Here is a 21508-nt window from a genome sequence, read left to right on the forward strand (position 1 = left end):
CAAGAGCGATTCTGCGCCCGACATGCACTTTGTTGCATCTCATCGAACAGGCGATGAGCGCGCCAAGCAAGAAGATTGCTGTGAGGATGGGTCAACCTGCCGCACCTGTCCTCAACGGACCGGCTCGACCGATGTTGAACGGTCAGGTTGTCGTCTGCGTTCGCACACAACCCATGTGCATGCTCGGGGCGATCCTGCGGGAGGGCACCGTTGCACTGCGACCGGTGCTATTACCTCGCCCTGTTTCCGGGAGAGAGGGAAAAAGAGAACTCCCCCTCCCCGCAAGGACGGGGAGAGCGAGCAGGATCATCGCCGCAACTAGTGCGACCTCATGTGGTGAGGAAAATCGTCGGCAGCGGGGGAATCCACGGTGGAGGCTTCCAGCGCCGCCATCCGGAACAGATAGGCGAGCGTGGCGTGGCCGCAATCGTCCGCCATCTGCGCCAGCTCGAGCGCCATGTCGGACATGTAGCCGAGATTCTCTTCCTTCATCTTCTTCTTGAGCTTCGCAAGGGTTTGGCTGTCTCGCATCATGTTCGACATCTCAGGCGGTCTTTCGTTGCGCGGCGGTGAGGCCGCAGGTGTTGGCACGGGCGATGGCATTGAGGCGCGGACCGTCCTGGCGCACGACCGTCGCCATGCCGATCCGCTCGCGCACGATATCGAGCGACTCCCGGCAAACGTCGATCGTGGCAGCCATGGTCCAGGAGCCGTCGACCAGCGCGGGCAATCCCAGAGGCGTGACGACGAATCCGATGTCGTGGAAGCGCGGCAACCACCAGGTCTCCATGACGAGGCAGAGACGCTCGATGCCCTGGTCGAGACAGAACTCCTGTGCCGATGCCATCAATTGCAGATTGACGGTTCCGTCGCGGCGATCACGTGCGACGAAGAAGCGCGACCACTCCCAGACCAGCGCGTCCGCCGGACAGCCGCGCACCGCAGCGAGATGCGGAAAGATCTCGCTCATCATCGTCGGCTTGGTGGTCGGATAGAGCCGGTAGCCGCCGATCACCCGGCGGCTCTCCAGCGCGAGCATGTAGATCGCATCCTCGTCGTCGTAGGCGTCGATCTCGCGGCCGTCGGGCTTGCGCAGCGCTTCCCACTTGCGCTCGTCGACGAATATCTCGTGCCGCAAGCGGAAGTGTTGCTCGACGACATCTTCGTACAGATAGCGATTCGCCGATGAAACTGCGTGGATCATGAAATCCCCCGTTCCTCGAAACGGGGGAAGCCTCGTTGAAAAGAGGCGGATTCGATATTGGGAAATTTCCCAGTGAGAGCTTATGGATTGATGATTTTGTGCCTGATCGCGATCGCGACTGCATGCGTACGGTTGACGGCACCGAGCTTGCGCGCAGCGGTTGCAAGATGCTCTTCCGCGGTCCGCTGCGTGATGTGGAGTATCTCGCCGATCTCCCAGGCCGACTTGCCTTGCGAGGCCCAGGCGATCACCTCGCGCTCGCGCGGCGTCAGCAGCGCCGGCGGCGTCGGACGCGGATCGAGCAGGCGGCGAATGCGGTCGAAGCCATACATCGCCATCAGGTGCAGCGCCGGCTTGCTTCGCGCGTTGAGATCGAGATGCACGCCGCCGAGCGAAACGCCGGCCTCATAGCCGGTCAGTCCGTGGATCGGCACGACGAAACCGCGCGACATGCGGAAATCGGTGGCGCGATTCATCACCTCCACCGCACCGGGCTCCCGCTCGGCATCGTAAGGCGCCTCCGACCATTCGAAGGGATTCACCGACTGCCGGCACATCCGGATCACCGGATCGAAGCGGACGTAGTTCCTCTCGGTGTACATCCTGAACCATTCCGCCGGCCAGCGCTTGGCGAGCACCATCTGCTCGAAGTGCTGCTCCGGATTCGGCAGTCCCGTGACGATGATGTGCTCGAAGCCGAAGCGGCCAAATGCCGCCTCAAGCGCGTCCATCGCATCCGGAACCCTACTGTAGGCTTCCAGTCCTTCGATGAAGTCGAGAGCTTCGCGGCCATAGTCCACGGCGGACATCGGTTCGTTCCTGCCCCCTGCCTGCCTGCGCAGATCGCGTTGTAACCTGACTCGGGCGTCGCCTCAATGCGTCGCCTCCGTAGTTTCACGGTGCAACACGCTCTGAAGGTTTAATCTACTTGTGGAGGAAGGGGGGTCAAGATACACCTCCATCGTCTGGAGCGGGAAAGCCACGATGGAAGATGAGAACATCGCCCTCAACAGCGTGCTCGGCCTGGAACTCAACCGCGTGTTCTTCGCTGTGCGCGAGACCACGAACAAGCAGAAGATCATCGAGTTCGCGCGCGAGGTGCTGGAAAGCGAACGCACCGAGCTGCCCGATAGCGTTTCGCCCGACGGGCCGGCACGCTAGAACGCAATTGCAGCAATAGCGTGTGATGAAACGCTGGCGCAACCTGCGCCGCTTTTCAATTCGAACGCACTGAATTTAGTCGAAACAATCTCACCGCGAATTTTGGTTTTCCCCTTCTCCCTTGTGGGAGAGGGCAAGCATTCCGAGCTTACGCACGTTGACAGGCATTTGCGGCTGGATGACATGACGCCTGTCGTGAAATGATGGTCACTCACGATCGTTCGTCGGGGATTATCCTAGAGCATGATGACGCTGCGCCAGGTTGAAGTGATCCGTGCCGTGATGGTGACGGGAACCATTGGCGGCGCCGCGAAGCTGTTGAACGTCTCGGCGCCCGGCATCAGCCGTCTCGTCAAATACACCGAGCGCTCGCTCGGTATCCGCTTCTTCCAGCGCCAGAACGGACGCTACTTTCCGACGCCCGAGGCCGAGAACATTTTCGAGCAGATCAACGGCGTCTACAAGAAGGTCGACGACCTCTCCGAGATCATCTCCAAGATCGGCCGCGGCGGACTGTCGGAGCTGCGCATCGGCTCGGTGCCGAGCATCTCGCAGGTGATGGTGCCGCGCGCGATCGAGCGCGTCCGGCGGCGCTATCCGGATATCGGCATCGACATCAACATCCTGAAGCTCGAGGAAGCCATTGACTATCTCATGCTCGGCCGCGGCGAGTGCGTCGCGATGAGCTACCGCCTCGAACATTCCGGCCTCGACTTCATGCCGCTCGCTTCCGGCGAGCTCTATTGCATCGTGCCGCCCGGCCATGAACTCGCCGGCCGCAAGCAGGTCTCGGCGGCCGAAATCACACGCTATCCGCTGATCGGCATCGATCCGAACGATCCTTACGGGCGGATCATGGCCGAGATCTTTGCCCGTCACCGGCTCGACTACAACATCACCATCCGCGCCCGCTTCGGCACCACGGTGTGCGCGCTGGTGAAGGCGGGCCTCGGGATCGCGATCATCGACCAGTTCACGGTCGCCCATGGCGGCTATCCCGGCATCGAGCTGTTGAAGATCACCGAGCCGACGCGGTTCGACACCTACATCGCGGTGAAGCGCGGCGCCCCGCTCTCGCTCCACGTCGAATATTTCATCGAGCAGCTCCGCGCCGAGATGCGCGCGGTCGAGCCGTCGCGCAGCGGCCAGAAGGGCGCCGCGACGCGTGGACGCAGAAAATAACATTATGTTAGGTTTGCAGGATAGATGGGTAATTGTGTTAGGCCGGAGACAGGCTATCGTCGGGCTTGAGCTTTGCCGATTTCCGCGCAACACCGCGTGGCGAAACACACACCAAGACCAATCCGGATCATGTCAACGCGCCGACCTGCTGTATCTCAGAAACTCCTCACCGGCCTGATCGGCGCGCCGATTAAGCATTCCGCCTCCCCCGCCATGCACGAGCGCGCCGCCGAGGCGCTGGGGCTGCGCGGCCACTACCAGCTCATCGAGGTCGCCGGCGCGGATGCGACCGGGCTCAGCATGATGCTCGAGGGCGTGCGGCGCCTTGGCTTTGCCGGCGTCAACGTCACCTATCCCTACAAGGAAGCCGTGGTGCCGCTGCTCGACGAGCTTGCGCCGGGCGCAGCCGCCATGGGCGCGGTCAACACCGTCGTCGTCCGGGATGGCCGGCTGATCGGCCACAACACCGATACCACGGGATTTGCCCGTGCGGTGGCGCCGCTGCTGGCGCCCGCGGGCAATGCGGTCGCCGTGATCGGCGCCGGCGGCGTCGGCAAGGCGATCGCCTTTGCGCTGGCGAGCCAGAAGGTCGCCGACATCCGCATCGTCGACAGCGAACCGGCGCGGGCCGAGAAGCTCGCCGCGCTCCTGACCGAGAACGGCGCAAAGGTCGCCTCGAGCGTCGAGGATGCGCTCGAGGGCGCAACCGGCCTGATCAATGGCACGCCGGTCGGCATGCTTCCGAACCGCGACACGCCGGTGCCGACGGCGCTGCTGCGTGCAGACCTTTGGGTCGCCGATGCCGTCTATTCGCCGCTGATCACCCCGCTGCTCGCGGCCGCGCAGGCCAAGGGCGCGCGGATCATGACCGGGCGCGAGCTCGCGATCTACCAGGCCGCGGACGCGTTCGAACTGTTCACCGGCCTTGCCCCGTCGACCGAGGTCATGGGCGAGGCTTTTGACGCCGTGATGGCGGCGCGCAGCGCCACCTATCAGGCAGCTTGACGGAAAGCGGCCGGAAACAAGGCCGCTTGCATAACTGAAGAGAAACGGGAGGAGTGAGATGAAATCGACACTACTGGGCGCCCTGCTTGCGGTTGCCATGGCAACGAGCGCCTTTGCGCAGCCGATCAAGCTGGCCGACGTCGCCGAGCTGTCCGGCGGCGGCGCCACCGTCGGCACCAACTGGAAGAACGGCATCGATCTCGCGATCGAGGAGATCAACGCCAAGGGCGGCGTGCTCGGGCGCAAGCTCGAGGTCACCCATGCCGACTCGCAGTCCAACCCGGGCGTGGCACGCGCGCAGGTCCAGAAGGCGCTCGACGCCGAGCCCTATGTGCTGCTCGGACCCGGCTATTCCGGATCGGTAAAGGTCACCGCGCCACTCGCCGCCGAAGCCGGCATCGCGCAGATCATGGGTGGCGAGGCCGCCGAGCTCACGCAAGCGGGCAACAAGTTCTTGTTCCGCACCTCCTTCGGCCAGCAATCCTCGATGCCGAAGGTCGCCAAGTACATCCACGACGACATGAAGGCGAAGTCGGTCGCGGTGGTCTGGGTCAACAACGACTTCGGCCGCGGCGGACGCGACGTCGTCGTGAAGGAGCTCGAGCGCCTCGGCTCCAAGGTGGTCGCCGATCTCTCCACCGAAGCGGGCCAGGCCGATTTTGCCGCCGACGTCGGCAAGATCAAGGCTGCCAATCCGGACGCGGTGTTCGTCTATCTCAACGAAGAAGAAAGCGCGCGTATCCTCAAAGAGCTGAAGCGCCAAGGCGTCACCGCGCCGCTGATGGGCGAAACCACGCTGATCGGCCAGAAGGTGATCGAGCTGGCCGGCGATGCCGCCAACGGCGCGCGCGGCCATGTCGGCCTCACCACGGATGCGCCAGTCGACTTGATCAAGGGCTTCCGCGATCGGTTCTCCAAGAAGTACAACTACGTGCCCGACCATAACGGCCTGAAGGGCTACCTCGCCGTCTACATGGTGAAGGCCACCACCGAGAAGATGGGCAAGGTCGACTCCAAGGCGTTCGCCGACACGCTGCACGGCCTGACCATCAAGGCCGCAGACGAGCCGGGCATTCTGATGGACGTCACCTTCAGCGATACCGGCGACATCGATCGCCAGAGCTTCCTGGTCGAGGTCGTGGAAGGCAAGCAGGTGGTGAAGCAGGTGCTGCCGAAGCTGAAGTGAGCGCGTGCGATACTCCCTCTCCCCGCTCTTCGCGGGGAGAGGGTTGGGGTGAGGGGCTGCTTCCGCGGACACGGTGAGCGATGAGCTCGCGGAGAGGGCCCCTCACCCCACCCTCTCCCCGTAAGAACGGGGAGAGGGAGAAGAACGCAGCGCGGGGAGAGGGGAAAATGTCCAATCTGTTCGATCTTCTGGTCGCGGGACTTGCAACAGGCGCGATCTACGCGCTGGTGGCAGTTGGCTTCACGCTACTCTGGCAGACCTCGCAGACGATCAATTTCGCGCAAGGCGAGTTCGTGATGCTGCCGGCGTTCCTGATGCTGGCGGCGATGCATGTGGGGGCGCCGTTCTGGCTCGCCATCATCCTCGGCATCCTGCTGTCGATGGTCCTGCTTGGCCTCGCCTTCAAGATGCTGCTGGTCGATCCGATGATGCGCCATGGCGTGCTGCCGCTGGCAATTGCCACCATGGCGCTAGCGATCGGCATCAAGGAAGCCGTGAAGCAGTTCTTCAGCGCCGAGGCCTCGCCCTTCCCCTCGATCGTGCCGACCGGTGACATCTCTGTCTTTCGACATGCGGTCTCGTTGCAAAGCATCGGCGTGCTCGTCGTCGCCATTCTCGCCGTGGTCGGGCTGACCACGCTTCTGAACCGCACCTCGCTCGGCCACCAGATGCAGGCCGCGGCGCAGAACCCGACAGTGGCGCGCATCATCGGCGTTCCCGTCGAGCGCATGATCCTCCTGACCTTCCTGATCAACGCCTTCCTGGTCGCGCTGGCCTCGCTGCTGATCACGCCGATCTATCTGGCGAAATTCTCTTCCGGCGAGGTACTCGGCCAGGCCGCCTTCATCGCCGCGATCGTCGGCGGCTTCAACCAGGTGCGCGGCGCGATCGCCGGCGGCCTCCTGATCGGGGTGCTCGATAATCTCGCGGCCTCCTACGTCTCGACCCAATACCGCGCGGCAGTGCCGATGCTCGTCCTGATCATCGTCATCCTGTTCCGTCCCCAGGGCCTGCTCGGCCGCGCAGAGGAGCGCACGGTATGAGCGGATTTGCCAAACCCCTGAAGATCGCGCTTGGCATCGCCGTCATCGCCGCGCTGATCGTCGTTCCCATGAACTTCAATCGCTACGGCCTGTTCATCCTGAGCCAGTGGGCCGTGATGACGATCGCCGCGATGGGCCTCAACCTCACGCTCGGCTATGCCGGCCAGGTCTCGCTGGCCCAGGGCGCCTTCGTCGGCATCGGCGCTTACGCCGCGGCAATCATGACGACCCATGGCTGGCCGCTGCCCGCCGCGATCGCAGCAGCCATCGTGCTGAGCTTCGCGGTCGGCTGGGTGCTCGGCTATCCGGCGCTGCGCGTGCAGCACCACTACCTCGCCTTCGTCACGCTCGCCTTCTCCACCCTCGCCTTCCTGGTGTTCCGCAACGAGAGCTGGCTCACCGGCGGCATCTACGGCATCTCCAATATTCCGCGGCCGCATATTTTCGGCATCGCGACCAACAAGCCGCTGCCGTTCTACTATGTCTGCCTCGGCTCGCTTGCGATCGTGTCGCTCGCCGTCTGGTGGCTGATCCGCTCGCCCTGGGGCCGCGCCTTCATCGCGCTGCGCGAGAACCCGCTGCGCGCACAATCGCTCGGCGTCGACACCCGCCGCTATACGCTGATGGCGTTCGCGATCGGCTCGGCGCTCGGCGGCATCGCCGGCGCGCTCTATGCGCCGCTGACGCAATATATCGATCCGGTGCCGTTCAACCTGTCGCTCTCGCTCGACCTGTTGATGATGGTGATCGTCGGCGGCGCCGGCTTCTATTTTGGCCCCTTCCTCGGCGCGATGATCGCGGTGCTGCTGCCGGAATGGCTGCGCTTCACGGAGGGCTATTACCTGATGCTCTACGCGATCGCGGTGATGCTGCTCCTGATCTGGTCGCCGACCGGCATTCTGGGGATCCTCGATCGCTACATGGCCGCGCGACGCACCAAGGCTGCGTCTGCGCTCAGGGCCGTCGCGAAATCCCGCCTGGAGACGGCGCAATGAGTGCGGTGCTCGAAGTCACCAATATCAAGAAGAACTTTGGCGGCATCTCAGCGGTCGATGGCGTCAGCTTCGATGTCCGCGAAGGCGAGATCCTCGGCCTGATCGGGCCGAACGGCTGCGGCAAGTCAACGCTGTTCAACTGCATCCTCGGCCAGCTCACGCCAAGCAGCGGCGAGGTCAAGCTCGACGGCAGGACCGTCACGGGCCTGCGCCCCTCCGAGCTCAACAAGCTCGGGGTCAGCCGCACCTTCCAGCTCCTGCAGGTGTTTCCAAAACTCTCGGTGCGCGAGAACCTGATCCTTGCCGGACAGGAGCACCAGGGCAACATGGCCTCGCGCCTCGTCGGCCGCTCCGACGCCGGGCTGACGGACGCCGCCAACCAGATGATCGGTTTCTTCAAGCTCGATCATCTCGCCGCCGAGCCGGCCGGCGGCCTCTCCTACGGCCAACAGAAGCTGCTCGATGCCGCGATGGCTTTCATGGGCGGACCGCGGCTCGTGCTGCTCGATGAGCCTGCCGGCGGCGTCAACCCGACGATGCTGTCGGACCTCAAGGAGCGCCTGATCGCGATCAACCGCGAGAAGAACGCGACTTTCGTGGTGATCGAGCACAACATGGAATTCGTGATGTCGCTGTGCTCGCGCGTGATGGTGATGGCGGAAGGCAAGGTGCTGGCGATGGGGCGGCCGGACGAGGTGCGCAAGAACCCCGCCGTGATCGAAGCCTATCTCGGACATTGAGGAGCGAGCGATGAGCGACACGATCCTCTCGGTTCACAATCTCGTCGGCGGCTACGGCAAGATGACCATCCTGAACGGCACCACGTTCGCCGTGCCGCAAGCCACCATCACCACCATCATCGGCCCTAATGGCGCCGGCAAGTCGACCGTGTTCAAGGCGATCTTCGGCCTGTTGAAGCTGCGCGAGGGCAAGATCAGCTTCGCCGACCGTGACGTCACGAATTTGAGCCAGCGCGCCCTGCTCAATGCCGGCATCTGCTACGTCCCGCAGGGCCGCAACATTTTTCCGGAGCTATCGGTGCGTCACAACATCGAGCTCGGCGGCGTCGCGGCCGAGAAGGGCATCGACTTGCCCGGGCGCATCGAGGCTGCGCTCGACCTGTTCCCGGCACTGCGGCGGAAATCTGCACAGCAGGCCTCGACACTGTCGGGCGGCGAGCAGAAACAGCTCGAGATCGCACGCTCGCTCCTGCTCGAGCCAAAACTCGTGCTGATCGACGAACCCTCGATCGGCCTGTCGCCGCTGATGGTGCAGCAGACTTTCGATATCCTCAAATCCTTGCGCGACCGCGGCGTGACGATCCTGATGATCGAGCAGAACGCGCGCTCTGCGCTGGAAATATCCGATTTCGGCATTGTTCTCGAGCTTGGCCAGACCCGCATGTTCGACAAGGCCGAACGCATCCTGAATGACCCGCGCATCGGCCAGCTCTTCCTTGGCGGCGCCATGGAGGAGAGTGCCGCATGAGCGAGAAAATGCGCATCGCCGTTGCCGGCGCCGGCCTGATCGGCCGCCGCCATATCGAGCTGATCGACGCCTCGCCGGATTGCGCGCTTGCCGGCATCGCCGATCCCTCGCCCGCGGCGAAAGACTATGCGCAGGCGCGCGGCACGCCCTGCTACGCAGATCACCGCGCGCTGCTGGAGCAGGAAAAGCCGGACGGGCTGATCATCGCCTCGCCGAATGCGCTGCATCTCCAGATGGCGCTCGATTGCGTCGCCGCAAAGACGCCGGCGCTGATCGAGAAACCGGTGACCGACACGGTCGCCACCGCACAACGTCTCTGCGCGGCGGTCAGGCAGAGCGGCGTGCCGATGCTGGTCGGCCACCACCGCCGGCACAATCCGATCATCAAGGCCGCGCGCGAGACGGTGGCGAACGGCAAGCTCGGCCAGCTCACCGCAGTGGTCGGGCTGTGGCTCCTGAAAAAGCCCGACGATTACTTCGAGGTCGTCTGGCGGCGCGAACAGGGCGGCGGACCGCTGCTGATCAATCTCATTCACGACATCGACAATCTGCGCTTCGTCTGCGGCGAGATCGTCGAGGTGCAGGCGCTGACCTCGAACAAGGTTCGCGGCTTCGCGGTCGAGGACACCGCCGCGCTGCTGCTGCGCTTCGCCAATGGCGCGCTCGGTACCGTGACTGTGTCCGATGCGACGCCCGCACCGTGGAGCTGGGAGCTGACCGCGGGCGAGAACGCAGTCTACCCGAAGCAGGACCAGCCCTGCTACGTCTTTGCCGGCACGAACGGCTCGCTGTCGGTGCCGAACATGGAGCTGTGGTCCTACCCACAAAATCCCGGCTGGCACGCGCCGCTGGTTCGCGAGCCCGTCGCACTTTCCGGTTACGATCCGCTCGCCGAGCAGCTCCGGCATTTCCAGGCGGTGATCGCCGGCCGCGAGCAACCGTTGATTTCGGTCGAAGACGCGATGGGAACACTCGCCGTGGTCGAAGCCGTCAGTGAAGCGGCGCGCACGGGACAAAAGATATCGCCGGGCCGGATCATGGAGCAGGCAGCATGAACAAGCGCTCGATCGCAACGGTCTCCCTCTCCGGCGCGCTGGACGAAAAGCTCCGCGCAATCGCATCGGCCGGCTTCGATGCCGTCGAGATTTTCGAGAACGACCTGTTGTCGTTCGGCGCGAGCCCGCGCGAGGTGGCGCGCCTCTGCAAGGACCTCAATCTCGAGATCTGCGCCTTCCAGCCGTTCCGCGACTTCGAGGGCATGCCGGAGCCGCAGCGCTCGCGCAACTTTGCCCGCGCCGAGCGCAAGTTCGATTTGATGCAGGAGCTCGGCACCGATCTCCTCCTGATCTGCAGCAACGTCTCGCCGGCCTCGCTCGGCGGCATTGACCGCGCCGCGGACGATTTCCGCGAGCTAGGCGATCGCGCTGCCAAGCGCTCTTTGCGCGTCGGCTACGAGGCGCTGGCCTGGGGACGTCACGTCAACGACTACCGGGATGCCTGGGAGATCGTGCGCCGTGCCGACCATCCCGCGATCGGCGTCATCCTCGACAGCTTTCACGCGCTGGCGCCGGGCTTCCCGACACGCGCGATGGCCTCGATCCCCGGCGACAAGGTCTTTCTGGTACAGCTTGCCGACGCGCCGAAGCTCGAGCTCGATATCCTCTCCTGGAGCCGGCACTTCCGTTCCTTCCCCGGCCAGGGCGACCTGCCTGTCGGCGAATTCATGGAGGCGATCGCGGCGACCGGCTATGCCGGGCCGCTGTCGCTGGAAATCTTCAATGACCAGTTCCGCGCCGGCTCCGCGGCGCAGACGGCGACCGACGGCCTGCGCTCGCTGATCCTGTTGCAGGACCAGCTCGCGGCAAAATGGCCGAAGCTCGCCGACAAGCAACTCGCACCGAAGGCGAAGACCCGCGGCACCGGCTTCGTCGAGTTCGCGGTCAACGAGACCAAGGCGGAGGAGCTTGCCGGCCTGTTCTCGCAGCTCGGCTTCCGCAAGACCGGCAAGCACCGCAGCAAGGCGGTGGAGCGCTGGACGCAAGGCAAGGTCGAGCTCGTGATCAACTGCGAGACCGACGGCTTTGCGCATTCGCACTACGTCACGCACGGCCCCGGCGTCTGCGCCATCGCGCTCGACGTCGACGATTCCGGCCGCGCCATGGCGCGCGCGGAAGCCCTGAAAGCGCGCACCTTCTATTCTCCGGTCGGTCCGGGCGAGCTGGAGATCCCTGCGATCCACGGCGTTGGCGGCAGCCTGCTCTATTTCCTCGACCAGGCCGGCAAGAACTGGGACACCGATTTCGAAGAGATCGCAAGCAACGCCGGCGCCGATCAGCTTCTCGCGGTCGACCACATCGCGCAGTCGATGCCCTATGACGAGATGCTGTCCTGGCTCTTGTTCTACACCGGCATCCTCGATCTGACCCGCCTTCCGCAGATGGAGATCGCGGACCCGCGCGGCCTCGTGCAGAGCCAGGCGATCATCAATGGCGACCAGAGCCTGCGCTTCGTGCTCAACGGCTCCTCCGCCAACCGCACGCTGCCGGCGCGCTTCATCTCTGAGTTTTTTGGCTCAGGCGTGCAGCATATCGCCTTCTCCTGCCAGGACATCTTTGCGACGGTAGCCGCCATGCGCGAGCGCGGTGCGGAGTTTCTGGAAATCCCTGACAATTACTACGACGACATCGAAGCCAAGTACGATCTCGCGCCCGAGGTGATGGCGCAGCTTCGCGAGAACCAGATCCTCTACGACCGCGAGGGCGACGGCGAGTTCTTCCAGGTCTACACCCACATTTTCGACGAGCGCTTCTTCTTCGAGATCGTCGAGCGTCGCAACTACCAGGGCTTTGGCGCAGCGAACGCCGCCATCCGCCTCGCAGCGCAAGCGCGCGAGGTTCGCCCCGCGAGCATGCCGAGGATCTGAGTGGATGCAGCACGTTTGTTGCTGCATTTGATGGCGACAGCAGCCAAACTCTGACTACTTACCGGGCTTTCGACGATCTTCGGCAGGCGTCAGCGCGGCATCCCACTCTCGATCGGACAGGTTTCCGACGAGGTTCGACAGCTCGACCGCAAGCGCACGAAGCCGCGCATTCTCCTCAAGGAGCCGCAGAACCTCATCTGGCGGCGATTCATCGTCGTCGAACTCCTCCAGAAGCTGTGGTGACAGGAATCTCAACGCATCATTGGACGCGGCATCGTCCGCAGTCGAAATAGCTTCCTGTTTCTCGCTGAGCGGCAAATATTCGTTACTCATGGCAAATCCCCGAACAGGCCCCCGAGCCTTCGAAGGAATTCACTGAGTCGCTGGCGGATTTGAGTCTGAAATCGGACCAGCGCAAGGTCACGCGACGCGCCGATTAAATCAATCTTCGCGCGATATAGCGCATGATACGCAACCTCTGATCTGAAAAACGCTTAATGAGCGCTTAATGCTTTTGCGCAACTAATGGGTCACCAGCGCAAAAGTACGTCTTAGTCATAAGTGTGAACCGAGCTCCGCCCCCGGGGAGTCGAATCGGATGGGACTGCTTTTCATTGGCGTGCTGGCCGGAATTTTGATCGGCTTTGGCTTCTTTGCCCCCTCTCAGGGTTACTTCCTGGGCTGCGGCTCGCAACCCTGTTTTGACAGGGTGGCAATGGCTCAACCGCCGACAGCGAAGCCTGCTGCCCCCGGGCCGGATCCCTCGATTGCAAAGGCGAGTCCTGCGACCGCGGCAGGATCGAGCAAGAGGCCATCGGAGAAGAAGCGCGGCGACACCATTCTGGCCAAAGCGGCGCCTCCGGCGACACGGATCCGCGTCTCGCCATCCAATTCGGCCGCGGAAGATTCCGTATTGAGTAAGGCAAAGACTTCGATCGCAGCAAAGATGGAGAATCCGAACTCCGCCGAATTCAGCGATATGAAGCGGGCCAACAGGAAGAACACACTGGGGCGTTCCGTGGACACCATTTGCGGGCGCGTCAAAGGGAAAAATGCGTCAGGGGAGGAGACCGGAGAACGGCCCTTTCTCTATCTCGTGAAGGAGAACGATGCCTACGTTGTCGACGGACCGGCAAGCTCGGCGGCGGCGGTCGCCTATCGCAACATCTGCAACTAGAGCGTGAGGTGAAAGCGAAAAGGGAGGTTTGCGCGCGATGAAGACCGGAGTGCATCGCCAGGCGCGCGGCCGTGCGATGAATTGCGTGGAAAGAATTTCCGGGCAACTGAACTGACAGCTGCGCCCCGGCCCAAGGGTGCGCAGGAGGACCGCAAGACAGAACTGATGCATCGGCTTCCCGATGCGCAATGCGTTGCGGTCGCGGAATTGGTGAGGTGAGCTTACAGAGTTCTTTGCATTCGAGGATATTATGCACGATCAGGTTCATTCCGCTGAACGGCTCAACGAATCCCTGCAGTTGCCTGTCCTGGCGCTCATCGAGCCGCTCACGCTCACGCGCACCAGCATTCTGAGCATCCTCAGGCGCGAGCTGGCGTCGCTCGAGATCGTCGACATGGCGACCACCCAGGGACTGGATTGCGTGCCCACACGGGACGTTCGTCTGGTCGCGCTGAGCATCGGGGACAAGCCGCCGGACGATCGCACCGTCGAGGACGATCTTGCGCTGATCGCCGAGGGCTGCCTGAACGCCTCAATCGCCCTCATCTCCAATCGTGATGACGAGGCCACCGCACTCGCCGCAATGCAGCGGGGTGTGCGTGGTTTCTTCCCCACCTCGCTTCCCATCGAAGTCGCTGTTGCCGGTCTGCGCCTTGTTTTGGCCGGCGGGGTTTACAGGCCACTGCCGGTCATCGAGTTGAGCAAGGCACCCGGGCTCGACCAGTCATATCCTCGCGCACTTGCATCAGCGTACTCGAATGGTGACAGGAGCTCGGCCGACAGGAATACGACCGATTTCACACCTCGCGAGCAGCAGGTGCTGACGGAACTGGAGCTTGGTCTGCCCAACAAGTTGATTGCCGCCAAGCTGAATCTCTCTGAAAACACCGTCAAAATGCACATTCAGCACATCATGCGAAAATGCGCCGCCCGCAACCGCACCGAGGCGGTTCTCCGCTGGAGCGGACGACTGTCAGCACACGGTCGCGACACCGACGCGAACGCGTCTTCGATTCCCGAGGTATAGGTGCCAACCCGCGATACTCAATCCTCGCGGAACGCACCATGGAAGCTGTCGAGCAGGGGCCTTAGGGCGTAAAGCGCGACGGTACCGCGTCCTGTCGTGATGAAAACCTGAACCGGCATCCCCGGGATGATCTGGATATCGTTTGCGGCGATCTGTGCGTCGTCGACGCGAATTTTCGTCGCGTAGTACGGCTGGTCGGTGCGCTTGTCGAGAAGCCGGTCGGCCGACACATGTGTCACGATTCCCTTCAGCCGCGGCACACGACGCTGATTGTACGGCAGGAGATGCACTTCCGCATTCAGGCCCGGATGGACCACATCGATGTCCTCGGGCCTCAGGCGCGCGGTGACAATGAGGCGATCCTGCCGGGGCACCAGATCCATGAGTGGAGCCCCCGCTCCGATCACGCCCCCCGGCGTGTGAACCCGGAGGTCGGTCACGACGCCGTCCTCAGGCGCCTTGATCACTGTTCGCGACAACTGGTCCTGGGCCGCCGGCAACCGCTCGCGCAACTGGAATATCTGGTTCTGTGCTTCACGCAACGCTTGTGCGATCTCGTTTTGCCTGTCGCTCTCGAGCTTGATCAGGTTTGCCTGCGATTCACTGATCACTTGCCCGGCACGTGAGATCTGCGCGGCGATCTCGCCCCGACGCCCCTCGATGTCAGCCAGTTCCCGTTGAAGGTTCAAAAGACGCGGTCGCCGCTCGAGGCCCTTGCTGACGAGGGTGGCGACCATGTCGAGTTCCTCCCGGGCGATGTCGATGCGCTGCGCGACGGCGGCCTCCTGGGCCTTGAGGCCCTCGATTTCCTTCTCGACCTGTCCTCGCCTCTCTCGAAGCACCGTCACCTGCGACTGAAACACCTTCCGCCGCGACAAAAAGACGGTCTGCTGCGTCGACAGAATGGTGGCGGCGGCCAGATTCGCACTGGCCGCATGCTCCAGCGTCTCCGAAAACGAGAGCTTCTCATATCCCCGCTGCTCGGCGTCGAGCCGGGCTTCACGTGCCATTGCATCCCACAGCTGGCCCTGAAGGCTTTGCACTTCAGCACGAGCCCTGGTGTCGTCCAGCGCGATCATTGCCTGACCGCTACGCACGACGTCGCCATCTGAAACCAGAATCTTTCCGATGATGCCGCCTTCCAGGTGCTGGATGGTCTTGCGACTCGATTCCGATTCCACGACGCCGGAAGCGATCGCCGCGCTCTCCAGAGGCGCAAGGCTCGACCACGTCCCCAGCCCCAGCATGAAGCAGAGCACGAGCAGATTGCCCGCGAGCGTCACCCCGCGGAGCCTCGTCCGTGGCGAGATCGGCGTCGGGGCCGTGCACCATGGAAACTCAAGGGGCTCGTAATCGTCGATTGCGGTAATCACGACTCCAAGCCTCCGCTCGGCGGGTGGGGTGCGCAGGGGCACGCGCGTTTTCGGTTTCCGGATCATGGGCGGACCGGCTGTCCCGGCGCCTTGGCGGTTGCAGGCGCGCTCTCGGCCGGTGCGGCTTGCGATATCACCTGGGGCCTGCTCAGATGCCGCTCGAACATTTCCTCGCTCTCGCCGAACGCGATGACCGCGCCGCCTTCCATGATGGCGATCTTGTCCGTGGCTCCGAGGATGCCCATCCGGTGAGTGACGACGACCACCGTGACATTGGCGATCTTCAACTGCTCGATGGCGTCCAGCAGCATCCGCTCCCCGGCGTAGTCGAGGCTGGCGTTCGGCTCGTCGAGAACGACGAGGCGCGGGTTGCGGAAGAAGGCCCGAGCAAGACCGAGGCGCTGGCGATATCCGCGAGAGAAGGCCACGCCCCCGCCGGGAACCACGGTGTGGTAAGCTTGCGGCAGTCGCATGATCGCGTCATGGATGCCGACGAGCTTGGCGGTCTCGACGATCTCCCGCGGATCGGCATCGTCAAGACGCGCGATGATCTCGTTTATCGTTTCGCCAAAGAGATTGATGTCTTGAGGGAGGTATCCGAGATGGCGACCGCCTCGTCCCTCGCGGAGCAGCGATACGTCGGCATTGTCGAGCAGCACACGACCGTGCGTTGGAATCGTAAGTCCGGCGATGACTTGGCCAAGCAGCGACTTGCCCGAGCCGGACGGACCGATGATGCCAAGGCATTCGCCGGGTGCGAGACTGAACGAGATGCCTTTCAACGGAAAGTTGTTGGACCCGGACAATCTCAGGCTGACGTTATCGACGACGAGGCCGCTCAGCGGCTGCTGGGACGGGAATTCTGCATTCACGCCCGTGGCCGGAATTGCGGCGAGCACGGCGTTGAGTCGCCGATAGGCTTTCATGGCCGTCGCGAGTGATTTCCAGCTTGCAATCGCACCTTCGACCGGTGCGATGGCGCGGCCAGACATCAGTGTCGCCACAAAAATGATCGCCGGGCTCTTGCCGTAGTCGAGCACGAGCCACGCTGCCGCTCCCATGATCACGACCTGCGACAGCGCTCGTACCGGCTTGGTCGCGAGCATGATGAGCGCGTGCCGCGAGAGCGCAACATCATGCTCTCTGCGCGCTTCCTGTGCGTCGGTGTATATGAGGCGCGCCGTGCCATCCACCATTCCCATTGCGCGGATCAAGTGAATATTGCCGATCGCAGCCGCGAGCCGGCCGTAGCTCTTGGACAACGCTGCGCCGGACTTGACCGTAGCATCGTCCGTGAGCAGGTCGCCTGCAAGCGTGAGACCGAACAGCAGAATCACGCTGCAGGCTCCCACGACCCCAAGCAACGGGTGAACGAGAAAAAGGACACCGAGAAAGAAGGGTGTCCAGAGCGCATCGAACAGCAGCGGGCATGCGCTGGACTCGACGAACTGGCGCAGAGCCGTGAGATCCCGATATGCGTCCGGCGACTGGGCCCAATCGCCGCGAAAGGCGGATTCGAGGCAAGCCGAAAGCACGGAAGGACGAAGTCGGTCTTCAACCCACGCGCCAAGGCGGCCCAACAGGACGCGGCGCAATGCGTCAAGCACTCCACCGACAACGACCGTGAGCGCAACGATGAAGGTGAGCATCAGAAGCGTGTCGCCGCTCCGGCTCGACAACACCCGATCGTAGATCTGAAGCAGGTAGATTGAAGGCGCAAAGAGCAGCAGATTGTAGCTGCAGCTATACGCGAACACGAGACCAAGCGGGCCCGCGCAGGCCCAAAGCGCGGCTTCCAACGAAGTCCGGGCCGATGGCAGAAGCGGTGTTCGGAGAGGCGGCATCAGCATTTTTCGTCACCGCCGGAGATTTGGTTTGGCCTCACGCCTGCCCGTCGATCAGACGTGACGACGAACCATTCGCTGCAAATCCGGGACCGGCGGCACGCGCCGCCGGTCCCGCCACGCGACGAGCTGCTGGTCAGAGCACGTCGAAGTGGAAGCCCACGTCTCCACCCTGTGCGTAGTTGAGGCTTCCACCGTCACCGCCGATACCGGCGGCCGCGTCCTGGTGCTGGTCTACCCAGAGCTTGTTGATCTGGGTGGCGTCCGTATTCGCGTAGACCTTGGATGTATCGTAGCCACTCTCCGAACTCTGGCTTCCGTTCGACGTTGCGGTTCCGCCATGGGCCTTTGCGTACCATGAGGCGGTCGCATTCGCGCCGCCGGCATCCCAGTCCGCCGTTTGCTTGACGTGATCGCCGGTGTTGACGTGCACGTCGGCACCTTCCGCCTTGTTGGTTGGGTCGAAGGTGAGCGTGGGCTTGTTGATGATGGCTCCCTTGAAAGTGCCGTCACCGCCGTTTCCGACACTTTGACCACCGGTGTCGATCGATTTGAAGCCGATTGAATCTGAAATGTGGATCGCCTTGGGCATCATTTGAGCCTCCCTCCGTTTGCTGACTTGCACGCATCATCCATCCCGATCAGATGGACACGCTCAGCAACTCTGATCCGCGCATGCTGGGCGGCGATAGATGTCAAATCGGACACCATCCGGTTTGGTGGGCCTACGCACGAAAGTATGACCTCCGTGCTGACATCTTGACCTCGCAGACGTCAGGGTGCGTCCGGGTGCTTGCATGCGCGGCGCATCGACGAAGCAGCCGCGTTGCGATCGGGCGAGCGACGCAAGTCTCGCTAAAGCACGATCCGGAAAAGTGCGAAGCGGTTTTCCGAAAAGATCATGCGCAATCAATCACCTGAAGCGCGATGACGATTCATCCTGATCTCATCGCGCTTCAGGCCATCAAGTGCAGATCTGGCAGAAGATGCGTTGCAAGATCGCCACCCAGCGCCAGATTGCCATGGCCGCCGTCGCCGCCCACTCCGGCGATCTGGACCGCGCTCTGGTCGATGTGCACATCGTTGGTCTGATCCGCGATTGCCGTCGAATGCGGGCCGGCGATTGCGATATTGATGGGAGCATAGATCGCGACGCTGACGTCGATCAGGTTCCCCGAGGAATGGCCGCTCCCGCCATTGCCCGCGCCGTTGGCCCCAGTGGCAATCGCGTCGGAGCCGCCCCACAGGCTGTGAGAGACAAGGCTGCCGCCCATCGCAACGTTTCCGTTGCCCCCATGCCCGCCGATGCCGGCGATCTGAAGGGCGGACTGATCCACATACACGCTATTGGTCTGGATCGCGTAAGCACTGGAGTTGTAACCCGCGACCGCGATGTTGATCGGGTCGTACAGCACGAAGGAGGTATGAACCAGCTCTCCAGAGAAGGAACCGTCCCCGCCATTGCCGGCCTGGCTGCCACCCGTCTCCACCAGATGCCAGGCGTTTCCGCCGTTGCTTGATCCCCAGGCGGGATCGAGCGTGATGACGCTGCCGCCACCGGCGACGTTGCCGTTTCCTCCGCTCCCGCCAACACCTGCGATCTGGACGGCCGACTGATTGATATCGACCGCATTCGACTGACTTGCGTATGCGGTGCCACCTGGGCCCGCCACCGCAATATTGACCGGATGGTAGATCACGACGGGAGCGTCCACCAGCGCGCCGGAGAAATAGCCGTCGCCCCCGTTGCCGGCACTGCTGCCACCGGTCGCGATCACGGCGGAGCCCGTGGAGGCGCCACCGATGCCGCCTCCTGCCGCGATATTGCCGTTGCCGCCGTCTCCCCCGACGCCCGCCATCTGAAAGGCGGACTGATCGACATTCACGTCGTTGGTTTGCTGAGCCAATGCAACGGAGCCGTATCCGACGGACACCGATATGTTGATCGGCTCATAGATCAGGATGGAGGCATGAATGATGCCTCCATAAGAATAGCCATCTCCGCCATGACCGGCCGTGTTGCCTCCGCTCTGGATTGAGCCCGAACCGAGCCCCGAGTTACCCGATCCAGATCCGATGTTACCCGATCCAGATCCGATTCCGTCGGATGGAGTGGCGTGATGGTCGCTATCGGGCTCGGAAGACACGGCGTCGTGCCGGCTCATGATTCCAGTGGGAGAGTGCGCCTCCTGACCCGCAAACCAGAGCCGGCCATGGGCGCCAACTCCATCGTCTCCAGAAGTCGGCATGGAGGAAGGCGAAGTGTCCCTCGATGCGGAAGCGAACCTGTCATAGCCATTATCGTCAACGTGATGGTGGTCGCGGTGAAGCGGTACGATCGCGTCCGACGGGTACCGGAAATTCATGTCGCCTCCCTCGCCGCAATCGGACGGGCCTTCCCCCGACGTCAAGGAGTGTCAGCCTGGGCAGGTCAAAAGCCGAGTCGTCAATTCGAGTGCAGCGATTCGAATGGAGGACGTCAGATCGGCTACACCCGTTTGGGAGCAGACAGCCGTTGCGGGAGCAGGTCTCCGCGAACGTGCCGCAGGTGTAGCTCTTCACCTCGCCCCGCTTGCGGCGACAGGTCGCAATTCACGCGCAGCGGGAATGCGGGCGAGGGAGACTCTCCGCGAGTCCGTCTCTTACCGTGATTGTAGAGGCAGCCCTCTCCCCGTAAGAACGGGGAGAGGGAGAGGAGCGAGCTTACTTCATCGCGCACTTGTCGTGGAAGCGGTCCTGGTCGTCCTTGACGATGGTGGCAACCGTCTTCAGCGCGAGCTGTCCGTCGGCGTCCTTCACGACGTCCTGGAGATAGAAGTTCTGGATCGGGATGTGGTTGTTGCCGTACTTGTACGGACCACGCAGCGACTTGAAGTTGGCCTTCTCCATCTCGGCCTTCATCGCGTCCTTCTTGCTGGTGTCACCCTTCACCGCCACGACCGCGCTGTTGATGAGCTGGGCCGCGTCGTAGGCTTGCGCTCCGTAATAGGTCGGGCGCAGGCTGGTGTACTTCTTGCGGTAATCGGCGACAAAGCGCTTGTTCTCGTCGTTCGGGAGATCGTTGACCCATTCCTGCGCGCCGGGGATACCCAGCGCATTCTCCTTCTGAAGCGGCAGCGACAGCTCGTCGACGGTGAACACCGTATAGAGCGGAATCTGGGTCTTCAGGCCCGCCTGCACATATTGGTTGAGGAACTGCACGCCGGCCGCACCCGGATAGAACACGAAGATCGAATCCGCGCCCGAGGCGCGAGCCTTCGACAGCTCGGCGGAGAAATCGAGCTGGCTCGGCCACACCGTATATTCCTCGCCCTTGATCTCGCCCTTGAAGGTGCTCTTGACGCCCGCGAGCATGTCCTTGCCCGCGGCGTAGTTCGGTCCGATCAGGAAGACGCTCTTGACGCCCTTCTGGTTCATGTACTGGCCCATCGCCTGCGGCGTCTGGTCGTTCTGCCAGGAGGTCGAGAACACGTAAGGAGAGCAGAGCTCGCCGGCGAGCTGCGACGGGCCGGCATTGGCCGAGATCAGGAAGGTCTTCGAATCCACCGCGGTCTTGAGCGAGGCGAGCAGCACGTTGGACCAGATGTAGCCGACGATGAAATCGACCTTGTCGGACTGCACCAGCTTCTCGGTCTTCTGCTTGCCGACATCGGGCTTCTGCTGGTCGTCCTCGTAGATCACCTCGACCGGCTTGCCGTCCATCTTGCGGCCCAGATGGTCGAGCGCGAGCTCGAAGGAGTTGCGCATGTCGTTGCCAATCACCGCGGTCGGGCCGCTGAAGGTCGAGACGAAGCCGATCTTGATGGTGTCGCCGGCCGATGCCGGGCTTGCCAGCGCGAGCGCAGCCGCGCCCGCCAGCCAGAATGCCGTCCTCATAACCACTCCCCTCCTCAATTTTCA

General features: G+C 63.1%; 21 protein-coding genes. 12 read left to right on the top strand and 9 right to left on the bottom strand.

Going from position 1 to position 21508, the window contains the following annotated elements; genetic code table 11:
• Positions 1–318 precede the first annotated feature (318 nt).
• From YUU_RS0105800 to YUU_RS0105810, 3 genes are all read right to left on the bottom strand, one after another.
• A complete protein-coding gene (locus tag YUU_RS0105800) occupies positions 319–534 on the bottom strand; it encodes a hypothetical protein (RefSeq protein ID WP_245287957.1) in 216 nt (71 codons plus the stop codon).
• Between the two features lie 10 nt (positions 535–544).
• On the bottom strand, positions 545–1204 hold the full coding sequence (locus YUU_RS0105805; RefSeq protein WP_027521544.1) for an acyl-homoserine-lactone synthase: 660 nt from the start codon (positions 1202–1204) through the stop codon (positions 545–547).
• A gap of 80 nt (positions 1205–1284) precedes the next feature.
• The gene (locus tag YUU_RS0105810) at positions 1285–2013 is read right to left on the bottom strand and encodes a LuxR family transcriptional regulator (RefSeq protein ID WP_027521545.1); all 729 of its coding nucleotides are present in this window, start codon (positions 2011–2013) and stop codon (positions 1285–1287) included.
• 175 nt (positions 2014–2188) lie between these two features.
• Here YUU_RS0105810 and YUU_RS58380 point away from each other — a divergent pair, with 175 nt between their 5' ends.
• The 10 genes from YUU_RS58380 to YUU_RS0105860 all read left to right on the top strand — a co-directional run bounded on the left by YUU_RS58380 (position 2189) and on the right by YUU_RS0105860 (position 12187).
• Positions 2189–2365, top strand: coding sequence for a hypothetical protein (locus YUU_RS58380; protein WP_198031701.1), 177 nt, complete (start codon positions 2189–2191; stop codon positions 2363–2365).
• Positions 2366–2608: 243 nt separating this feature from the next.
• Positions 2609–3547, top strand: coding sequence for a LysR family transcriptional regulator (locus YUU_RS0105820; protein ID WP_027521546.1), 939 nt, complete (start codon positions 2609–2611; stop codon positions 3545–3547).
• 129 nt (positions 3548–3676) lie between these two features.
• On the top strand, positions 3677–4552 hold the full coding sequence (locus YUU_RS0105825; protein WP_027521547.1) for a shikimate dehydrogenase: 876 nt from the start codon (positions 3677–3679) through the stop codon (positions 4550–4552).
• A gap of 58 nt (positions 4553–4610) precedes the next feature.
• Positions 4611–5738: an ABC transporter substrate-binding protein gene (locus tag YUU_RS0105830; RefSeq protein WP_027521548.1), complete on the top strand. Its 1128-nt coding sequence runs from the start codon at positions 4611–4613 to the stop codon at positions 5736–5738.
• A gap of 167 nt (positions 5739–5905) precedes the next feature.
• A complete protein-coding gene (locus tag YUU_RS0105835) occupies positions 5906–6781 on the top strand; it encodes a branched-chain amino acid ABC transporter permease (RefSeq protein ID WP_027521549.1) in 876 nt (291 codons plus the stop codon).
• Positions 6778–7776 (top strand): branched-chain amino acid ABC transporter permease, encoded by a 999-nt coding sequence (locus YUU_RS0105840; RefSeq protein ID WP_027521550.1) that lies wholly within the window; start codon positions 6778–6780, stop codon positions 7774–7776. The genes YUU_RS0105835 and YUU_RS0105840 overlap by 4 nt, the downstream gene beginning before the upstream one ends.
• Positions 7773–8516, top strand: a complete 744-nt coding sequence (locus tag YUU_RS0105845) for an ABC transporter ATP-binding protein (protein WP_027521551.1) — start codon at positions 7773–7775, stop codon at positions 8514–8516. The genes YUU_RS0105840 and YUU_RS0105845 overlap by 4 nt, the downstream gene beginning before the upstream one ends.
• A gap of 10 nt (positions 8517–8526) precedes the next feature.
• A complete protein-coding gene (locus YUU_RS0105850; protein ID WP_027521552.1) occupies positions 8527–9264 on the top strand; it encodes an ABC transporter ATP-binding protein in 738 nt (245 codons plus the stop codon).
• Entirely contained in the window at positions 9261–10319 is a 1059-nt protein-coding gene (locus YUU_RS0105855; protein WP_027521553.1) for a Gfo/Idh/MocA family protein, read from the top strand. Before YUU_RS0105850 ends, YUU_RS0105855 begins: the two co-directional genes overlap by 4 nt.
• Positions 10316–12187, top strand: coding sequence for a bifunctional sugar phosphate isomerase/epimerase/4-hydroxyphenylpyruvate dioxygenase family protein (locus YUU_RS0105860; RefSeq protein ID WP_027521554.1), 1872 nt, complete (start codon positions 10316–10318; stop codon positions 12185–12187). Before YUU_RS0105855 ends, YUU_RS0105860 begins: the two co-directional genes overlap by 4 nt.
• Positions 12188–12241: 54 nt before the next feature.
• Here the strand turns inward: YUU_RS0105860 and YUU_RS0105865 are convergent, their stop codons facing one another.
• Entirely contained in the window at positions 12242–12520 is a 279-nt protein-coding gene (locus YUU_RS0105865; protein WP_027521555.1) for a hypothetical protein, read from the bottom strand.
• Positions 12521–12806: 286 nt separating this feature from the next.
• On the opposite strand from YUU_RS0105865, the gene YUU_RS61035 reads away from it, so the two are divergent.
• Both YUU_RS61035 and YUU_RS0105880 read left to right on the top strand, forming a co-directional pair.
• Complete coding sequence (locus tag YUU_RS61035) at positions 12807–13364, top strand: hypothetical protein (protein ID WP_245287958.1); 558 nt, start codon at positions 12807–12809, stop codon at positions 13362–13364.
• A gap of 250 nt (positions 13365–13614) precedes the next feature.
• Complete coding sequence (locus YUU_RS0105880; RefSeq protein ID WP_027521557.1) at positions 13615–14391, top strand: response regulator transcription factor; 777 nt, start codon at positions 13615–13617, stop codon at positions 14389–14391.
• A 17-nt stretch (positions 14392–14408) separates the two neighbouring features.
• Here YUU_RS0105880 and YUU_RS50065 read toward each other — a convergent pair whose 3' ends face one another.
• The 5 genes from YUU_RS50065 to YUU_RS0105905 all read right to left on the bottom strand — a co-directional run bounded on the left by YUU_RS50065 (position 14409) and on the right by YUU_RS0105905 (position 21484).
• Positions 14409–15830 carry an HlyD family type I secretion periplasmic adaptor subunit gene (locus tag YUU_RS50065; protein WP_051389618.1) on the bottom strand — a complete coding sequence of 474 codons (1422 nt, stop codon included), beginning with the start codon at positions 15828–15830 and terminating at the stop codon, positions 14409–14411.
• Entirely contained in the window at positions 15827–17614 is a 1788-nt protein-coding gene (locus YUU_RS50070; RefSeq protein WP_051389619.1) for a type I secretion system permease/ATPase, read from the bottom strand. The genes YUU_RS50065 and YUU_RS50070 overlap by 4 nt, the downstream gene beginning before the upstream one ends.
• Before the next feature lie 130 nt (positions 17615–17744).
• Positions 17745–18200 (bottom strand): hypothetical protein, encoded by a 456-nt coding sequence (locus YUU_RS0105895; RefSeq protein WP_245287959.1) that lies wholly within the window; start codon positions 18198–18200, stop codon positions 17745–17747.
• A 364-nt stretch (positions 18201–18564) separates the two neighbouring features.
• Positions 18565–19467, bottom strand: coding sequence for a hypothetical protein (locus tag YUU_RS50075; protein WP_245287960.1), 903 nt, complete (start codon positions 19465–19467; stop codon positions 18565–18567).
• Between the two features lie 844 nt (positions 19468–20311).
• A complete protein-coding gene (locus YUU_RS0105905; protein ID WP_027521559.1) occupies positions 20312–21484 on the bottom strand; it encodes an ABC transporter substrate-binding protein in 1173 nt (390 codons plus the stop codon).
• Between the last annotated feature and the right edge of the window lie 24 nt (positions 21485–21508).

The organism is Bradyrhizobium sp. Ec3.3 (genome assembly GCF_000472925.1).
Classification (GTDB): Bacteria; Pseudomonadota; Alphaproteobacteria; order Rhizobiales; family Xanthobacteraceae; genus Bradyrhizobium.

Coding starts and splice junctions, on each gene's coding strand:
- YUU_RS0105800 (WP_245287957.1), bottom strand. CDS start 534: ATGATGCGAGACAGCCAAACCCTTGCGAAGCTCAAGAAGAAGATGAAG.
- YUU_RS0105805 (WP_027521544.1), bottom strand. CDS start 1,204: ATGATCCACGCAGTTTCATCGGCGAATCGCTATCTGTACGAAGATGTC.
- YUU_RS0105810 (WP_027521545.1), bottom strand. CDS start 2,013: ATGTCCGCCGTGGACTATGGCCGCGAAGCTCTCGACTTCATCGAAGGA.
- YUU_RS58380 (WP_198031701.1), top strand. CDS start 2,189: ATGGAAGATGAGAACATCGCCCTCAACAGCGTGCTCGGCCTGGAACTC.
- YUU_RS0105820 (WP_027521546.1), top strand. CDS start 2,609: ATGATGACGCTGCGCCAGGTTGAAGTGATCCGTGCCGTGATGGTGACG.
- YUU_RS0105825 (WP_027521547.1), top strand. CDS start 3,677: ATGTCAACGCGCCGACCTGCTGTATCTCAGAAACTCCTCACCGGCCTG.
- YUU_RS0105830 (WP_027521548.1), top strand. CDS start 4,611: ATGAAATCGACACTACTGGGCGCCCTGCTTGCGGTTGCCATGGCAACG.
- YUU_RS0105835 (WP_027521549.1), top strand. CDS start 5,906: ATGTCCAATCTGTTCGATCTTCTGGTCGCGGGACTTGCAACAGGCGCG.
- YUU_RS0105840 (WP_027521550.1), top strand. CDS start 6,778: ATGAGCGGATTTGCCAAACCCCTGAAGATCGCGCTTGGCATCGCCGTC.
- YUU_RS0105845 (WP_027521551.1), top strand. CDS start 7,773: ATGAGTGCGGTGCTCGAAGTCACCAATATCAAGAAGAACTTTGGCGGC.
- YUU_RS0105850 (WP_027521552.1), top strand. CDS start 8,527: ATGAGCGACACGATCCTCTCGGTTCACAATCTCGTCGGCGGCTACGGC.
- YUU_RS0105855 (WP_027521553.1), top strand. CDS start 9,261: ATGAGCGAGAAAATGCGCATCGCCGTTGCCGGCGCCGGCCTGATCGGC.
- YUU_RS0105860 (WP_027521554.1), top strand. CDS start 10,316: ATGAACAAGCGCTCGATCGCAACGGTCTCCCTCTCCGGCGCGCTGGAC.
- YUU_RS0105865 (WP_027521555.1), bottom strand. CDS start 12,520: ATGAGTAACGAATATTTGCCGCTCAGCGAGAAACAGGAAGCTATTTCG.
- YUU_RS0105880 (WP_027521557.1), top strand. CDS start 13,615: ATGCACGATCAGGTTCATTCCGCTGAACGGCTCAACGAATCCCTGCAG.
- YUU_RS50065 (WP_051389618.1), bottom strand. CDS start 15,830: ATGATCCGGAAACCGAAAACGCGCGTGCCCCTGCGCACCCCACCCGCC.
- YUU_RS50070 (WP_051389619.1), bottom strand. CDS start 17,614: ATGCTGATGCCGCCTCTCCGAACACCGCTTCTGCCATCGGCCCGGACT.
- YUU_RS0105895 (WP_245287959.1), bottom strand. CDS start 18,200: ATGCCCAAGGCGATCCACATTTCAGATTCAATCGGCTTCAAATCGATC.
- YUU_RS50075 (WP_245287960.1), bottom strand. CDS start 19,467: ATGGCGGGCGTCGGGGGAGACGGCGGCAACGGCAATATCGCGGCAGGA.
- YUU_RS0105905 (WP_027521559.1), bottom strand. CDS start 21,484: ATGAGGACGGCATTCTGGCTGGCGGGCGCGGCTGCGCTCGCGCTGGCA.